Genomic DNA, 18609 nt, shown 5'->3' on the forward strand with positions numbered 1-18609 from the left:
AACCAAATTGATTTATGAAAAATAAGATAAGATTAAGTCTATTGCTATTGACCTTCTGCGGGTGGGTGTCATGGGCACAGACAACAATAACCGGAACTGTAAAGTCGGCAAATGACAATGCACCATTGCCAGGAGTGTCAATTGTATTAGAAGGAAGTCGTACTGGAACCACCTCGGACTTTGATGGTAATTTTTCGATACAGCTACCCACAAAGAATGGAGCCCTACTTTTTAGTTATATCGGATTTTTAGATGAGCGGGTTGTGATAGACGATCAAACGGTCCTTGAGGTACTTTTGGAGGAAGACATAGCCAAATTGGATGAAGTAGTGGTGGTTGGTTATGGTACTCAAAAGAAGAGCGACATAGTTGGGGCTGTAACCTCAGTCAAAGTAGATGAACTTCAGGATGTTCCAATCGCTAGGACTGACCAAGCGTTGCAGGGACGTGTTGCGGGATTACAAATCACCAACAATGATGCTTCTGCGAACGGAAGCGTTACTATTCGGATAAGGGGAATTAGTTCAATAAATGGTGGGAGCAATCCACTTGTCATTATCGACGGGGTACAAGGGGCAACCTTGGGTGATGTTCATCCCAACGACATTAAAAGTATTGAAGTGTTAAAAGATGCTTCCGCAACGGCCATTTATGGTTCTCGTGGGGCTAGTGGGGTAATTTTGATAACCACCAAAAAGGGAAGGAATCAAAAACCGACCATTACCATTAATTCCTATACAACCGTGCATCAACTGCTTAAAAAGTTTGACTTTTTAAATGCCCATCAATATGCGACGCAGGTTAACACCAATAGACAATCTAGAGGGTTGCCCACGGTGTTTTCCGATACAGAATTACAAAGTTTTGCAACCGATGGAGGAACCGATTGGCAAAATGAAATATACAGATCTGGTTTTTCCCATAACCAACATATTAATGTAAGTGGAGGTACGGAAAACATGAACTATAGTGTTTCAGGGGATTATTTAGAAAATAATGGGATTATTATCAATTCATCCTTTAGGAGATATTCGATGCGTTCCAACATAGCAGCGAATCTTGGCGAAAAGATAAAAGTTGGATTAAATGCATTTTTAAACTTTTCTAAGGACAATCCAATTGTTTTGAACTCACGCGATTCACAAGGAAGTCCGGTATATGCTGCTTTATTGTTTGCACCGACTCGACCAATTTTTGAGGCAGATGGATCCTACTCTCAACCAGGTGGAGGACATGGTCCTGTCACCGAATATAATCCGGTGGCCTTGGCCAGCGAGCCCATAAGGGACAACTATTCCAATGGCATGATTCTTAACCCCACCTTTGAATATGAATTTTTAAAAGGATTGAAAGCCAACATCAATGTGTCTTATCAACTGTTCGACAGGGAAAATGGGTTTTACATCAATGAGCGGATAACCAATGGGAATGAAATGGACAGGCAGGCATCCATTTATAACAGCAAATGGAGCAACTTTCAGAGTACCAACATTCTGACCTATGAGGATGAGTTTAATGGAAAGCATGACCTAAAGTTGACTGGAGTTTACGAACAGCAAACACAAAAATTCAATGAAAATTGGGCTGGGGCCAGAGGTTTTTTGACCAATGCCGTAACCTATAATAACCTTGGGTTAGGGGAGACACCATCAAAACCCAGTTCCTTTAGGAATAAATCGTCCTTAGAATCTTTTATGGGACGTTTGAACTACGCATTTGCCGAGAAGTATTCTGTTACCTTAACGGGAAGATCGGATGCCGCTTCGGTCTTTTCAAAAAACAACAAACGTGCATTTTTTGCCTCTGCGGGATTGGCTTGGACCATTTCCAATGAAAGTTTCCTTAAAGAGTCGGAAGCCATCAACAATTTAAAATTGAGAGGTAGTTATGGTGAGGTAGGAAATGCTGCGATTCGACCCTACCAATCCCTTTCAAGACTGGATACAGGTTCCGACTTTTCATTCAGTGGCTCCAATCTCAATACCGGAATTACATTATCCACTCAAGCCGATAATCCCGATTTAAAATGGGAAACCACGGAGAGCTACAACGTAGGTCTTGATCTGTCTATGTTCAATTATCGTTTGAATCTAACGGCCGACTACTATAATAAGACCACTTCCGATTTGTTGTTGGAACGCGCTTTGTTCCAGGCTTCCGGTTTTCAGACCCAATTGGTTAATGCCGGAAAGGTTGAGAACAAAGGAATAGAGATCGCACTTTCCGTGGTTCCAGTTCAAAGTGAACATTTTAAGTGGAACTCTGACGTTACTTTTACCAGAAATGAAAATAAAGTATTGGCTCTTAATAGTGGTGAAACCGAACTCCGTTTGGGTGGAGCAGGACTTCCAGGGCATTCCGATGCCGTTTGGTTGGAGGTTGGGCAACCCATAGGCTTAATCAGGGGATTGGAATTTGACGGTCTCTGGGGAACGGATGAAGCCATTTTGGCCGAAGTATATGGAGTTACTCCTGGGTCGGAAAAATACGTAGATCGAAACAATGATGGAGTCTACAGCATAGCTGATGCTACGAATATTGGTAATGCCCTTCCTGATTTTACCTATAGCTGGAACAATACTTTTACTTATAAAAACCTTAGCCTTAACATTTTTGCGATAGGAGTGCAAGGCAACGATATTTATAACATTGGACGGTCCTTGATAGAAGGTGGCGATGGACTGAGCGTTGCCAATTTAAATGTTTGGACACCAGAAAATCAAGATACCGACATACCTGCGCATAATGCCGAAGGTGGTTTCAGAAATTCGAGCAGGTGGATTGAAGATGGATCTTACTTCAGAATAAAGAACATTACTCTGGGCTATACTTTTCCAAGTGATTTTACAAACAAATTGGGAATAAGTTCTTGTCGAGTTTACACTACAGCAACCAACTTGTTAACCATTACAGATTATTCTGGCTATGATCCAGAGTCTAATAGCTCTGAAGGGTCGGATACTTTCGCAGGCATTGATTTGGCCTCATACCCTTCTCAAAAACAGTACACCTTGGGAATTGATGTAAAATTTTAAAAAATAAGACTATGAAAAAAATAAAATATAAAGCGCTATTCTTTTTGGTGGCAATGCTTGCTGTTGGTTGTGCCAAAGTTGAGCTGGATGAAACACCACCTTCTTTATTGAGTCCAGATTCATTCTTCACCTCAGAGAGTGAATTTCAAGCGGCTTTGGCAGGAACCTTCAGACCACTTTATTCAGGCTGGCAAAGTTTTGATTATGCCTATCCGCTGATTATGACTTCAGGAGCAGAGGATGTGATGTCCAATGCAGGAATATTTAGAAACTTGAATACCCTGAGTGCCACTGACAGTGATCAATCCATATTGGCCGTTTGGCAACGCATGTATCAAACCATAGCCAACGCGAATGTGATTATTGGGAACCTTGAAAATGCCGTGAATATTCCTGAGGACAGATTGAATGCTATCGAAGGACAGGCAAAATTCGTTAGGGCATTCTGCTATTTTCATTTGGTGCGATGGTTTGGCGAAGTGCAACTCACCACTTTTGAAAATCAAACGGACATTGAAAATTTAAGACAGGCCTCAGAAGCAGAAATTTATGTTTCGATTGTTGAAAATTTACAAGATGCGGAAGCAAAACTGCCATTGAGCTTTGAAGAAAGAGGTCGTCCTACCCAAGGCGCAGCTAAAGCTTTATTGGCCAAAGTATATTTAACGATGGCCGGATGGCCGTTAGAAGACACCTCCAAGTATGCAGACGCACGTGACAAGGCCAAAGAAGTAATTGATGCGGGCACTTATAGTTTGGAATCAAACTTTGCTGATTTATGGGTGCAAGCCAACAGGTTAACAAACAACGAATTTATTTTTGCCTTTTATGGTTCAACAGAAAACGATGGAGCCTCATCGAGTCATTTGCATACTGCATCCAGACATTGGGGCAATGGTGAAGGAGGCTGGGGCGACTTCCATAGTGAGACGCGTTTCTTCGATATTTTTCCCGATGGACCTAGAAAAGATGCCACTTTCACTTCCATTTTTGCTGATGGCACTTCATTCGTTGATGCTGGGGTAGAACCTCATATTGCCAAGTTTAGGGATGCAGGAAACACAGTTGGAGGTGGACTTAGCGGAGAAGGTTTTAATGTAATGCAACGTTATGCTGATGTGTTGCTGATTTATGCCGAAGCCGCTAATATGGCTGAAGGGGGGCCTTCCGCCGCTGCTTATGATGCCATAAATGAAGTCCGGAACAGAGCTGGTCTGGCAGATTTGGCTTCCGGATTATCCCAAACAGATTTCGATGATGCCGTAATTGCTGAAAGGGCATGGGAATTGGCCTTTGAGATGAATCGTTGGTTTGATTTAGTCAGGAAGAAGATGGTAGTTGAAGTTAACCAAACAGAGCATCCAGGAGTTACCGAAACGGATAGATTGTTGCCGAAGCCGGGAACACAATTAATTCCTGGCATGCTTGAGCAGAATCCGGGCTACTAATAACAGCGAAAATATAGTTTTAGATAGTTAGTTTGTAATTAGTAAGAACAGGGCAGAGTTGGTTAGATTCTGCCTTTTCTTTCTTTTAAGATTAACCTAAAACTCATTAGATAGAGGTATTGTTGCTTAGCCATCAATAGAAACTAAATATCTTCAAAAAGTTAAATTGCATAATCATCGAGAGCTATGGATTTTGAAGCTATATTGATGGTGATAATCAAGGCACTCTGTGTTTATATTATTTGTCCTGCTTGCAGGACGGATAATGTAAAGCGAGAGGGTAGCACGCTAAAGCGGTGCTACGTTGTCCAATTTCTGGCCGAAAGGCCGGTAAACTTAATACTTTGAATAAAACTGTGAACATTTGAAAATTCTGACCAAATTGTGACAATTCTTTTGGGAAAGCCTATGAATACGGGAAAATACTGTCACAATTCACATTTTCCAATGCAGATAATGATTATGTGTAATTTCAACTCCACATCAAGATTGGGAGCAAAAAATAAAGCTTTATAAAAAAGGGGGGGTACTGTAATTACTTTGAAAACTATTGAAAACACAGAGATTTTTTACAGTAAATAGCCCTTTCCCTCGCTCAGTAGTATTAGTCCTTGGTATGATTTGGGGCTTGCAGCGTGAAACTTCGTTCCACTCGCTTTCTGTTTATAGTAAACTTATGGATTTGCTGGTGAAGCTTTTCGATATTCTGTCGGGGTCTTTCCGAATTGCTGTTTGAAACAAGTGCTAAAGTATTTTGGATTTGAAAAACCTGTAAAATCACTTATTTCATTTATGGTATAATCGCTATCCGAGATTAACTGTTCTGCCCTTTTTAGTCGTATTGACTTTACAAAATCATTGATGTTTTTGACCAGTTCAGGCCATTATTTTCCTGTAAAGAACAGAATGACTCATTCCAATTTGTTTTGTTATGTCGGACACTTTAAACGCGTTAGAAATTGACTACACTTTGAAGCGCTTCATCCGTTTTCTTATTCATAAAGTTGGATTGGTACATCATAGTAGTAGTTATCGAGGAATGTCTGTAAAGCTGTTGAAGCAATTGAACGGGTATTTTGTCACCGGCAATATTTCCAAAACTATGCCTAGCTATATGCATGGTTACCTTTTTGCTTATACCTGCCTTTTGAGCTATCAAATTTAAATGCGTGTTGATTTTTCTAATGGCCAGTTTGGTCTTATTCCATAGAATTTTATCGGTATCACAATTTATCCATTTAAGATGGGGAAAGATAAAGTCGTTACGGCCTTGTTTTGTGTTTTTGTAGTGCTCAAGAATTTCCAATGCCTTATGCGGAATGACCAATGAAAGCATTTTAGAATTTTTATTCATTTGATAATACAACCTATTATCATGAATGTCACCCCACTTCAGTTGCAGCGCATCAGCGGCCCTAATCCCAGCAAGGTAAAAACTGAAAAGCCAAATGTTTTTGGCATCCATTTCATCATTGGTTAGATGATCTAAATGTTCAATCTTTGTAATTTCATCGGCGTTTAATCCTATTTTCTCGGTTTCCGGAAATCTAATCACAATTTTTCCATGCCCAAAAGGATATAGTTTTCTATCAACAAGTCCAGACTTAATCCCTCTGTTAAAAATGGTTCTAACCACAATAAGATTATTTACGACTGATCTTTGGGAAACTTTTCTTTCGGTCTTGAGGTAAGCTATAAATCCGTTTAGAAATTTTACATTGATTTCTTTAAAAGGGAGGTGCACGGACTTGGTATATCTCTTTAGATGATTGACTCTGGGTCTGTCTGAGGAGAGTTGGTTTAATTTGTTATTGGATTCAAGTTCATTTAAATATTCCTGTGCTACTTGGAAAAAGTCTTTTTTGTTAATGGTCGATTCTATTTCATCTTTAAGTTGAGCCGTGGATACATCTTTATTGTCGGTTTGTAAACCCAAAATGATTCTACCAATATCTGCGAGCTTGGTTTGTAAGAAGCTGTTCAATTGGGCGTGGTTAGGATGTGATTTTTTGATTCGCATTTTTTTATCATCCCAATCTTTAGTTTCGACATAATGACCCAAATAAATATAGCTGGTTTTTCGTTCCTTGGATATTCTCAATGCTAAAGGGAATTCGCCAGCTTTATTTGGCTTTTTTCGAAGAACAATTTTCGTGCTACTGGCCATTTTTGACATTTTTGTTGGATAAAGATAGTATAAATTTGGTACAACATAGGTACAACATTTTTTGATTTTTATTGATTTTAAATGAATTCAATAAAAATTAAAACACTGATAAACAATTGATTATGAAATAATTAAGGATATTTTGAAATAATTTGAACTGGATTCAAAATCCAGTTCTTTCGGGAGTGTGGGTTCGATTCCCACCCAAGGTACTCAAAGAGAAGGCCGAGATTTTAGATCTTGGCTTTTTTGTTTCCGATCATTTCTGCCCAACTCAACCAATCTAAATTATAATTCTGTAAGGTTTTTACAATTTTAATGGCTAAGGAGATACTATGGAAAATGCCAATAAGTTTATGGCCCGATGCGAAGCATTGGCAAGTCAAGCAGCTACCAAAGGGAACAGCCCAGTAGGAAGTTTGTTGGTAATGGATGATAAGATTGTGGCAGAAGCCGAGGAGTCCGCGACAACAAAACAAGATGTAACTTGCCATGCTGAAATGGAAGTGATTAGGAAGGCAAGAAAAATATTGGGGAAGAACATGTCAAACGCGATACTTTACACCACAAAAGAGCCATGCGTTATGTGCAGCTACGCCATTAGGTTTCATAAGATAAGAACCGTTGTGTTTAAAGAGAAATCGGTTGAACTTGGGGGTGCCAACAGCACTTATAATTTGTTGATATCAGATAATGTTCCCAAAAGTTGGGGACCTCCAGTAAAATGTGTGCATCTAGAAGCATAAAACTATGAATTATTCGAAATTAGCTTTCACAGATACAATCAAGGAAATTCAAAAAGAACAAGGTAGCAGATATGCCTATGAGCGCATGGAACGTCAGGAATTGCCAGATGGCCTGTCTTTTAGGGAAATGAGCTTTATTCAGGAACGGGATAGCTTTTATATGGCATCATTTGGTGAGAACGGATTTCCTTACATTCAACACCGAGGTGGGCCCAAGGGCTTTTTAAAGATGATTGATGTAAAGACATTGGCATTTTTGGATTTTACTGGCAACAAGCAATACATCTCCACAGGAAATGTAAGAACGCATAAAAAAGTCTCCCTAATCCTTATGGATTATGCGAACAGGGCACGCTTAAAAATTTATGCAGAAGCAGAAATAGTTTCATTGGAAGACAATCAAGAATTGGCAAAAGAATTGGAGTTGGATTACGATTACAAAGCCGAACGCATTTTTCTCTTTCATATTAAAGCTTTTGATTGGAATTGCCCGCAACATATTACGCCACGATATACCATTGAGGACATTTCAAAAATGAATAAAGAAAAAGAAGATCATATACTGAAATTGGAAAACCAAGTTAAAATCTTAAACCAAAAATTGAGCGGTTTCGAATCAAATAATGAGTAATCAAACCTCTTCTTTTGATTTTCCAGTTTGATAACAGCTAGATTATAATATTTAGTGTCGTTTAAACTTTTCCGGCTTTTTTTCTTACAAAAAAGATGTGTCCGTTTGTATACTTGGACCATCATTTATAGCCTTACTATTTCACATCATTTTTTAGGTTGAAATATCCCATTGGAAGTAACAATTAATCTTGTAATGGGCAGAAAGTTAACTGCTTAATAATCAAATATTTTGGAATGTGAAATTGAGGATATATCATAGGAATGTTCTTCAGTATTGGTAAAAATGGGTGGAGGAATGAAAAACCTTTCATCGTTTATCCGATGTTTCACAACAAATGATCGATGAAATACAACATATTTTCCTTTTACAGGATTCTAGTGGATATGTTTGAATATTCCCACAAGGAAAAACAACCTCATTTTTAAACTATGATTGCACTAATAAACCGTCTCAAAAAGAGTAAATTTCTGCTGTCTTTTTTGTTTTTGTTTGGAATGATTCAAATGGGTCATGCCCAGAATTGCTCCATAAATGCGGGAATACCTGAAACGGTGTGCGAAAATATCGGAACTTTCAATCTATCTGGATCTGCAGGGGGTTTGGTTCAGAGCGGACCAACATGGTCGCAAGTTGGAGGGCCATCAGTGATCATAGATGACCCATCAAACCTCGCTACAGGTATTACGGGACTTATTGGGGGAAACACATATACTTTCAGGTTGACAGCTGTCTGTTCGGATGGAAGTACCCAATTTCAAGATGTAAATATTACGGTTGAACCGATCACTGTTGCAGATGCTGGCAATGATATTGCCTCATGCCCTGATAATTCCGGAACAGTTGTTACCAGCGCGAACACTCCACTAAATGGCGGTGAAACAGGCCTGTGGAGTATCGTGGGAAACAACGATGCGGGTGTAACCATAAATTCACCAAGTTCGCCCACGACTAGTTTGACCCTGGCGGAAGGTAATGCAGGCATCACCACCTTGCAATGGACAATAACTGGACCTGACTACGCCCCTGGGCAATTTTGCGAATCGAGTTCAACGATGACGGTAACCAACTATGGGGGTGCTTCTGTAATTGATGCTGGTTCGGACCAAAATTTGGACAATTGCTATACGGTTAGCCAATCAACAGCAATGGCTGCCAGCTTTGGCGGAAACAATATCAATGGTCAGCAAGGCACTTGGTCTTTTGTAAGTGGCCCCAACGTTCCTACAATTGCTGATGTAAATGATAATAATTCCAACATTTCAAACCTCATTGAGGGTTCATATGTTTTTAGGTGGTCGGTTAGTGGACCTTGTGCAACTGGAGAAGATACAGTTACCATTAATGTGGCTGCTGCAACACAAGATATTTCAACGGCATCAATTCAAGATGATAATATTCGGTTTTGTGATGCCACCATTACCACGGTCACTCTTGAAGGTTCCTTGCCCCAATTTACAGGTGAAACAGTGACGTGGACCCAAACTTCAGGCCCCGGTGGAATAAGTATTTTAAATCCGAACTCTCCAACCACCCAAATAACAGGATTGGATGGAAGCAGTACGTATAACTTCACCTATACCATTGAAAATTCAACAACACTTTGTAACGATTCGGCAACAGCTACAGTTCGATATTCAACCAATCCCGTTTCCATTACGGCGAATGGAGGAAGTGACATGGTAGCAACCTGTGGAATTACAAGTGTGGATATTCCTTTTTCAACAACTGGAAATGGAACCAATACCTACAGTATTATTAACGGGCCGAGCAGTTCAGCACTGGTTAATCCGGGTACTTTTACCAATACCGGTACGACACCATTGAACATTGACTTTGATGTCGAGGGAACCTATACAGTTTTATTTCGAAGAGCACTAAGTGGAACCATACAAACTGGATGCGATGTTGCAACCGATGCAATTAATGTAACAGTTGCCCTTACCCCAACAGCCTCCAATGCAGGAACGGATCAGAATTTGTCCTGTAATGTTACCAGTACAGATATTACAGGTAACACTGTAACCGTAGGAAGTTCACTTTGGTCGCAAATCAGTGGGCCAAACACAGCAACTATTGCAACACCTTATGCGACTACGACCAATGTTTCCAATTTAGTTCCTGGAACTTATGTGTTCCAGTATGGAGTTTCAGGTGGTAGTGCCTGTGCGCCGTCAATGGAAGATACAGTTGAGGTCGTGGTATCTTCAGATGCTCCGGTGCCCACGGATGCAGGTTTAGATCAAAATATATGCTTTGGTGCTCCAACCCAGCTGGATGCCAATGCACCACCATCCACTAACTTGGAAGGAACCTGGACAGTCGATACAGCCCCAGCTGGAGCAACCATTGCGTTTGCTGATGCAAATGACCCAAAAACCCTGGTTTCAGGATTGGATGATCCAAGTGAAACTTATGTTTTCCGTTGGACAATAGACAACCCAAACGACCCTACCTGCCCCAACCCGGGTACGGATACGGTTACCATCTCGACAAATGCGACCCAAGGGCCACAATTGGCGGACGCTGGGCCTGATCAATGCTTAGCCACGGGGTCTTCTTCCGGAACTTTGGCAGGAAATCAACCTGCAGTTGACGAAATTGGAGCATGGACAGCCATGCCTTCCATCGGGATAGCGTTTGATGACCCCAACCAATTTGATACCGATGTTACAATCACTATAGAACAGAGTTACATTCTTACTTGGACAATCTCAAATATCACACCTGGTTGCCAATCCACTTCCGATGAAGTTGAAATAACGGTTGGCCCGAATGCTGTTGCAGATGCAGGACCGGATCAAACTGCCTGTCAATCAGTTTTTACCATGGATGCAACAGGATCCGTAGGAAGTGATGGCATCTGGACACAAATTTCTGGCCCTGGAGGATTTACAATTGATGATAATACCAGCCAAACAGCACAAATTACCTTTGGTTTTTCTGGGCAATATGTTTTTGAATGGACTTCAAACAATGGTTCTTGTTCTTCAGACACTGATCAAGTGATATTAAATGTTGGAATTCCCCCAACAATAGCTACTGTTACAAGTCCGACGGAAACTATCTGTTCCTCTACCTCCATTATATTGGATGGAAACACTTTTGACAGCAATATAGAATCAGGATATTGGACCTTGCTTTCAGGAGCTCCGAACACACCAACTTTTTCCGATGTAAATGACCCTAATGCCACGGTAACAAACATGGTTTCTGGGACATATACCTTTCGGTGGACCATTGCAGGAGACCCAAACTGTCCCGTTAGCTTTGCTGATAAAACAGTTGATGTTTTTGTGCCTGCAGATGCTGGCCCTGATTTGGAATTATGTCAAGTTCAAAACTTCTTGTTGGAAGCAACCTTCGGATCAACAGGTACTTGGGTTCAGACCTTTGGACCTGGTGTAGGCGGACTACCAGGTACTCTAGCAACGATATCACAGAATCCCGTGGATAGCAACGTTGCCGAAGTCAGCAATATTGAATTGGGAAGGGTTTATAGATTTCAGTTCACTACAAATTACCCTGGAGCTACAGGTTGTGGCAATACTTCTGATGAAGTGCAAGTAGAGTCAAGTGGTTTACCAACCATTTTGCCAGATGCTGGACCGGACCAATTGTTATGTCTTGGGGATTTGGTGGTGCCAAACCAAACTACTTTGGCCGGAAATACGCCTCCAGATGATGTGGATGAAGCGACTTGGAGTTTCACCGAACAACCAGCAGGAAGTACAGCAGTAATTACCAATATTAACGACCCTCTTTCAACAATTACAGGATTAACTGTACCAGGGACTTATATCCTGGAATGGAATTTCGAATCGGGATTTTGTTTTACAACATCTGATGTAGTTCGAATTGAAGTTTATGACGCTCCTTCTGCAGCAGATGCTGGACCTGATCAATTAAGTGCATGTCAGGTAGATGCTCAATTGAATGCCGTTGCACCCGCAGTTGGAACGGGTACCTGGAGCTTTACCGTTGATCCTTCCGGGGGAGCAGCCGTAATCGACAATCCAAACTCGCCCACTTCAACAATATCTAATATTACCACCACAGGCACCTATACCCTAACATGGACTGTCGCCCATAATGGCGTAGCGTTTGTAGATAGTCCTTCCGCTTGTGATCCTACATCGGACACAGTGGATATAACTTTTCCGGTAGATGCACCATCGACAGCGGATGCTGGGGCGAATCAAGAATTTTGTGCTGCAACCCAAACCAATATGGCAGCCACTGCAATTGTAGTGGGAACCGGAACTTGGACGCAAACTGCCGGCCCAGGAGTTGGCGGAACGCCTGGAACTCCAGCAAATATTGTTGCACCTAATAGCGAAACAACGCTAATCGATACATTGGAAGCAGGTACTTACGAATTTACATGGACCGTAGTAAATGGTGGTTGTACATTCGTTGATACAATGGAACTGGTCAATTATGCCGACCCAGGAAGTGCAGATGCAGGTCCAGACCAAAACTTAAATCAATTTTCTTCAGTTACCTTGGCCGCTGTTCCAGCAACAGCTGGAGTAGGCACCTGGTCTCAAATTTCAGGACCTACTACTGCAGGGTTTGTAAATGAAAATGATCCAAATACAGAAGTTTTTGGGGCTACAAACGGAACTTATGTTTTTGAATGGAGAATTTCCAATGGTATATGTGCTGATGTATTCGACACTGTTGAAATTACTTTGGAAGCCGTAGATTTGGAATTGACCAAGTCGGTATTACCTACTTCCGCGAATCCTGGTGATACGGTCACCTTCGCGATAGATGTTTTTAACAATGATACATCAACAACTTCAGATGCGACCGGAGTTTCGGTTCGAGATGTTATTCCATCTGGATATACGCTAGTTCCTGGAACAGTAAGCAATGGAGGGCTTTACAATGCCGGGGATTTATCCCTTACATGGTCGAACCTGTCCATCACAAATGGAAATACATTAAGCCTTACGTTTGATGCTACGGTCAATGCATCTGGAGCTTACATAAATACTGCCGAGATAACAGCAAATGACACTTTCGATATCGATTCTACGGTAAACAATGGATTGGCTGGTGAAGATGATCTGGATACCGCGGAGGTTACTCCCACAATTGCCGACTTAACTCTATCGAAAGATATTAGTGCTGGATCTAGTCTTACACCCAATGTCGGTGACACTGTGGTTTTTGAATTGACAGTTACCAATGTCGGACCTGTCACCGCTACAAACATTACTTTGGAAGATATTATTCCATCTGGATTTACCATTGGAACCATTAATAATGGCGGAATAGAATCTGGGGGAACCATCAATTGGACTATAGCATCCTTACCAGTTGGTTCCACAATCGTATCCTATGAAGTGACAGTCAATGCCCCAACAGGAACGCCTAATGAATATGTAAACACTGCCGAAATAACAGCATCGGATCAGTTTGACCCCAACAGTTCGCCAAACAACGATGATGGGGATCAAAGCGAAGATGATGAAGATTCAGTAACAATAACAGTTACAGAAGAAGCTGACCTGAGTATAGCCAAAAATGTGATTGTAGGATCAACAACTCCAAATGTTGGTGATGCGCTTACCTTTGAGCTGGTGCTTTCCAATGCTGGACCAAATGATGCAACTGGAGTTTCGGTGGAGGATGTTCTTCCAGTTGGATTTACACTTACGGCTGTGAATGGTGGAGGATTATTGGTGGGAAATACAGCCAGTTGGACTGGATTGTTCATTCCTTCTGGAGGAAATACAGCCCTGACCTATCAAGCTACAGTAAATACACCTACAGGTGCCCCAGGAGAATATACGAATAGTGCTCAAATTACAACCAGCAATCAAAGCGACCCTGATAGTGATCCTGCAGTTGGACCAGGAGCTGATGATTTGGGAGACGCCATTGCCGATGATGATGAAACAAGCTTAACCGTTACTCCTCAAGTTGCCAACCTTTCCATAGATAAATCTGTGGACAACACCACTCCAGATGTTGGAGATACAGTAACCTTTACCGTTCAGTTGGATAATGCAGGACCAGATGCAGCTTCCAATGTAACGATTGAAGATGCAGTTCCATCTGGATATACCATAGTCGGAGGAAGTGTTTCCAATGGAGGAATCTTCAATTTAGGTGGTTCGGAGGTAATCTGGAATTTGGCCACGGCACCATTGGCAGGGGTGACCTTGACTTATCAGGCAACAGTAAATGCACCTACCGGGGCACCGGGAGAATATGAAAATATCGTACAAATTACCGCTGTGGATCAATATGACCCCAACAGCACACCTAACAATGACGATGGAGATCAAAGTGAAGATGATGAAGATGCACAAGTTGTGGTGCCTACATCAGCTGATCTCAGTCTGGTTAAAGACATTAGCGCAACATCATCGGCTACTCCAAATGTTGGAGATACCGTGGTTTTCGAATTGACCGTGACCAATTCTGGACCAAGTACGGCAACCAATATTGTTTTGGAAGATATTGTTCCTTCAGGATATACATTGGGAACAGTGAATAATGGCGGAAGTGCTATCGCAGGAACATTCATTACATGGAATATTGCAAGTTTGCCCGTTGGGTCCACAACAGTGTCCTATGAAGTCACTGTGAATGCTCCAACTGGATCCTCAGATGAGTATTTGAACACGTCAGAAATTGCCTCGGTAGATCAATTTGATCCAGATAGCACCCCAGGTAATGACGATGGTGATCAAGATGAAGACGACGAGGATTTCTTTGTTATTGTTCCTCAAGTCACAGACGTTGAACTGGAAATTTTGGCCAGTAATACCTCTCCAGATGTGGGTGATGTGATTACCTTTACCATCAATTTGAGCAATTCAGGACCTAATGCCGCAACCGGTGTTTCTGTGGAAAACTTGGTGCCATCCGGATTTGGAACAATCGTAGGAATTAACAACGGAGGGACTTATAATTTTGGGTCAGGAATCATTACATGGACAGGCCTTACTGTCCCCGTTGGGACAAATACCACTGTACTTACTTTCAATGCAACCGTTTTGACTCCAACAGGTACTTTGGGTGAATTTACCCATATTGCCGAAGTAACCTTCAGCAACCAATTTGATTCGGACAGCACACCAAATAATGATGATGGAGATCAAAGCGAAGATGATGAAGATGCAATCACATCCGCTCCGCTGCAGGCAGACCTTTCACTGACCAAAATTGTGGTTGACAATGATATTACTCCGAATGTGGGTGATGAAATAAGTTTTGAAATCACCATTTCCAATACAGGACCCAATGATGCGACCAATGTTGTGGTCACAGATTTGCTTCCAACAGGATTTGATTATGTCTTGTATAGTTCAACGGCTGGAATTTATGATGATACCACTGGAGAATGGCAAGTAGGCACAGTTGTAGGCGGAAGTTCGGAGACTTTAATAATTGATGTATTGGTAAATGCCACGGGCAATTTTGTAAACACCGCCCAGATTACTGCTTCTGACGCCTTTGATATCGATTCAACGCCCAGCAATGGAGTTTCTGCAGAAGATGATCAAGATGAGGTCACCATTACTCCAAGCGCTTTGGTAGACCTTTCGTTGACCAAGAATGTGGATAATGCGAACCCTGTGGTCAACACAAATGTGGTTTTTACATTAACCGTTTCCAATACTGGACCAAGTGATGCCACTGCAATTCAAGTGACGGATCAATTACCCTCAGGGTTCACCTATGTTTCTGATGATGGAGGGGGAAATTATGATGATTCCACCGGAATTTGGAACGTTGGGGCATTGGCTAATGGAGGAAATACCAGTTTGAATATAACCGCTACGGTAAATCCAACCGGAATTTATACCAATATAGCCGAGATTACCGCCCAAGGTGAAACCGATAGTGACTCAACCCCAAACAATGGTGTTGCAGGAGAAGATGACCAGGATCAAGTGGTTATCAATGCTGCTCCGCTTGTTGATATTTCTGTTACCAAAGCAGCAGATAACCTAACTCCAAATGTAGGAGACCCAATTGAGTTTACCATTACCGTACAAAACGATGGTCCCAATGATGCAACCAATGTGGTGGTTACGGATGTGTTAGCATCGGGTTACGGATTTGTGAGTGCAGTTGCGTCTACCGGTGTTTATGAATCTTTGAATGGATCTTGGACGGTTGGAAATCTTGCCAATGGCGTATCTGAAAATATTGTAATAACGGCCAATGTATTAGCTAATGGAGATTATACCAATATTGCAGAATTGACAGGGTTGACAGAAACGGATGTAGATTCAGAACCTTCCAATAATGATGATACAGAAGATGATCAGCAAACCATTGAACCTGTTCCAGTATTGGTTTCTGATCTTGTTTTGCGCAAATCAGTCAATATTTTGAGTCCGTTGGTGGGTGAAGAAGTAATTTTCAACATCAGCATTACCAACAATGGCCCAAGCGATGTTACTGGAGTTGAAGTATTAGATTTATTGCCATCGGGATATTCTTATGTATCGAATAGCAGAACGGCAGGAGTTTATGAGCCAAATACGGGCATTTGGGAATTGAACGGGGTAATTCCGAATGGAACCACGGAGACCATGAATATTGTGGCAGTTGTAAATCCGACTGGAGATTATTTCAATGTTACTGAAGTTTTCTCATCCAGTAATCTGGATCCAAATTCCACTCCGAACAACAACAACATATTTGAAAACGATCAAGATAGTGCTGGTACAACACCCATTCCAACGGCTGACCTGTCTTTGGATAAAACCGTGGACAATGAATTTCCTGATGTAGGGACCAATATAACATTTGCCATTACTGTGACGAATGATGGACCAAGTGATGCCACCAATGTAGTGGTTTCGGATGCACTTCCTTCAGGATATAATTACGTTTCTGACGATTCTGGTGGAACATACAGTGCGGCAAGCGGGTTATGGAATATTGGTACTATTACCGGTGGAGGCAATGCTATTTTAAATATTACCGCACAGGTGAATAGCTCAGGGGACTACAATAACGTAGCAGAGGTAATAGCTGCTATTCAATTGGATCCTGATTCAACACCTGGAAACAATATACTTTCTGAAGATGATCAAGACCAACAATCGGTAACGCCAAGATTGGTAACCGATATTTCCGTATCTAAAACAGCGGATGACCTTAGTCCTTCAGTTGGAGAGCAAATCGTATTTACGGTAACAGTTACGAATTCGGGCCCTAATGAAGCTACCGGTGTGGTTGTTGAAGATGCTTTGGCAACGGGATATAGTTTGGTTTCCGCAGTGGCCACATCAGGAACTTATGATCAAATTACTGGAGTTTGGGCAGTTTCAACAATTGCCAACGGTTTATCTGAGACGCTTACAATTACTGCAACAGTACTTCCCTCAGGAAATTATAGCAATACTGCAGAGTTGATTCGGTTAGATACTTTTGACCCAGACTCAACTCCAGATAATAAATTAAGTACTGAAGATGACCAAGATACGGTTATACCTGTACCTAATGGAATGGCAGACCTTTCTTTGACAAAAACAGTCGATAATGCTACCCCAAATGTTGGAGATGTAATCGAATTCACTGTAAGTATCACCAACAATGGGGCAAGTGATGCCACAGGCGTGGAAATTACAGACTTGTTACCAGTAGGGTATACCTATCAATCCCATATTACAACCGCGGGAACCTATGATGCGAACACTGGAATATGGAATATTAACGGAACAATATTCAATCAAAATACAGAAAGTTTAGTGGTTTTGGCCACTGTCAATGCCCCAAGCGGAACTGTTGATGAATATTTGAATATTGCGACCATCTCCGCTAGTGATTTGGCCGACCCCGATAGTGATCCTAATCAAGGAATCGACCAAGATGATTTTTCCGATGGACTGGCGGATGACGATGAGGTTGTCATTGGGGTTATACCTCAAACAACGGATATCGCAGTTACAAAAACTGTGGACAATGCTTCCCCAAATATCGGAGACCAAGTGATTTTTACCATAACGCTGACCAATCAAGGTAATGTTACGGCTACCAATATTGGAATAGAAGACCAATTGCCTTCCGGTTATCAATTAATAACCTTTCAGGCATCGGTTGGTGCTTTTGACGAGATCTCTGGGTTTTGGGAAATTGATTCCCTGGATCCATTGGGAACTGCAAGTCTTCAGTTTACTGTTGAAGTATTGGATATCAACAACTACTTGAATACAGCGAGTTTGGCATATGTTGATCAATTGGATGTGAATAGAAGCAATGATTCCGATCAAGCCTTCGTTGAACCTTCCTGTTTAACGGTTTACAATGAGTTTTCACCAAATGGTGACGGGGTAAACGATCTCTTTAAAATTGATTGTATTTCCCGATACCCTAACAATGTACTCAAGGTTTACAACCGATGGGGCAACATTGTATATGAACAACGCTCCTACAACAATGATTGGGATGGAAGCTCAAATGGTCGTGCCACGGTACAACAAGGAGATCAATTGCCAGTGGGCACCTATTATTATGTGCTTGATCTTGGAGACGGTTCAGCACCTAGAACAGATTGGTTGTACATAAATAGATAGGAAAATGGGTAGGGAAATAGCGAAAAATA

7 protein-coding genes are annotated in these 18609 nt (G+C 41.5%); 5 read left to right on the forward strand and 2 right to left on the reverse strand.

What is annotated here, in order from left to right; translation table 11 throughout:
• Nucleotides 1–14 precede the first annotated feature (14 nt).
• A complete protein-coding gene (locus ACULLG_RS05165; RefSeq protein WP_452125697.1) occupies nt 15–3035 on the forward strand; it encodes a SusC/RagA family TonB-linked outer membrane protein in 3021 nt (1006 codons plus the stop codon).
• Between the two features lie 11 nt (nt 3036–3046).
• Nucleotides 3047–4483: a RagB/SusD family nutrient uptake outer membrane protein gene (locus tag ACULLG_RS05170; RefSeq protein ID WP_452125698.1), complete on the forward strand. Its 1437-nt coding sequence runs from the start codon at nt 3047–3049 to the stop codon at nt 4481–4483.
• Nucleotides 4484–5157: 674 nt separating this feature from the next.
• Here the strand turns inward: ACULLG_RS05170 and ACULLG_RS05175 are convergent.
• Both ACULLG_RS05175 and ACULLG_RS05180 read right to left on the reverse strand, forming a co-directional pair.
• Complete coding sequence (locus ACULLG_RS05175) at nt 5158–5358, reverse strand: helix-turn-helix domain-containing protein (protein ID WP_452126531.1); 201 nt, start codon at nt 5356–5358, stop codon at nt 5158–5160.
• Between the two features lie 77 nt (nt 5359–5435).
• Entirely contained in the window at nt 5436–6650 is a 1215-nt protein-coding gene (locus ACULLG_RS05180) for a phage integrase SAM-like domain-containing protein (protein WP_452125699.1), read from the reverse strand.
• A 335-nt stretch (nt 6651–6985) separates the two neighbouring features.
• Here ACULLG_RS05180 and ACULLG_RS05185 point away from each other — a divergent pair, with 335 nt between their 5' ends.
• From ACULLG_RS05185 to ACULLG_RS05195, 3 genes are all read left to right on the forward strand, one after another.
• Complete coding sequence (locus ACULLG_RS05185) at nt 6986–7396, forward strand: nucleoside deaminase (RefSeq protein WP_452125700.1); 411 nt, start codon at nt 6986–6988, stop codon at nt 7394–7396.
• 4 nt (nt 7397–7400) lie between these two features.
• A complete protein-coding gene (locus tag ACULLG_RS05190) occupies nt 7401–8027 on the forward strand; it encodes a pyridoxamine 5'-phosphate oxidase family protein (RefSeq protein ID WP_452125702.1) in 627 nt (208 codons plus the stop codon).
• Nucleotides 8028–8458: 431 nt separating this feature from the next.
• Complete coding sequence (locus ACULLG_RS05195) at nt 8459–18580, forward strand: PKD domain-containing protein (RefSeq protein WP_452125703.1); 10122 nt, start codon at nt 8459–8461, stop codon at nt 18578–18580.
• Nucleotides 18581–18609: the final 29 nt, after the last annotated feature.

Source organism: Flagellimonas sp. 2504JD1-5 (assembly GCF_053618295.1).

Excerpts from the sequence above, each read along its gene's own strand:
- ACULLG_RS05170 (WP_452125698.1), top strand. The coding sequence starts at position 3,047 with ATGAAAAAAATAAAATATAAAGCGCTATTCTTTTTGGTGGCAATGCTT.
- ACULLG_RS05185 (WP_452125700.1), top strand. The coding sequence starts at position 6,986 with ATGGAAAATGCCAATAAGTTTATGGCCCGATGCGAAGCATTGGCAAGT.
- ACULLG_RS05180 (WP_452125699.1), bottom strand. The coding sequence starts at position 6,650 with ATGGCCAGTAGCACGAAAATTGTTCTTCGAAAAAAGCCAAATAAAGCT.
- ACULLG_RS05165 (WP_452125697.1), top strand. The coding sequence starts at position 15 with ATGAAAAATAAGATAAGATTAAGTCTATTGCTATTGACCTTCTGCGGG.
- ACULLG_RS05190 (WP_452125702.1), top strand. The coding sequence starts at position 7,401 with ATGAATTATTCGAAATTAGCTTTCACAGATACAATCAAGGAAATTCAA.
- ACULLG_RS05195 (WP_452125703.1), top strand. The coding sequence starts at position 8,459 with ATGATTGCACTAATAAACCGTCTCAAAAAGAGTAAATTTCTGCTGTCT.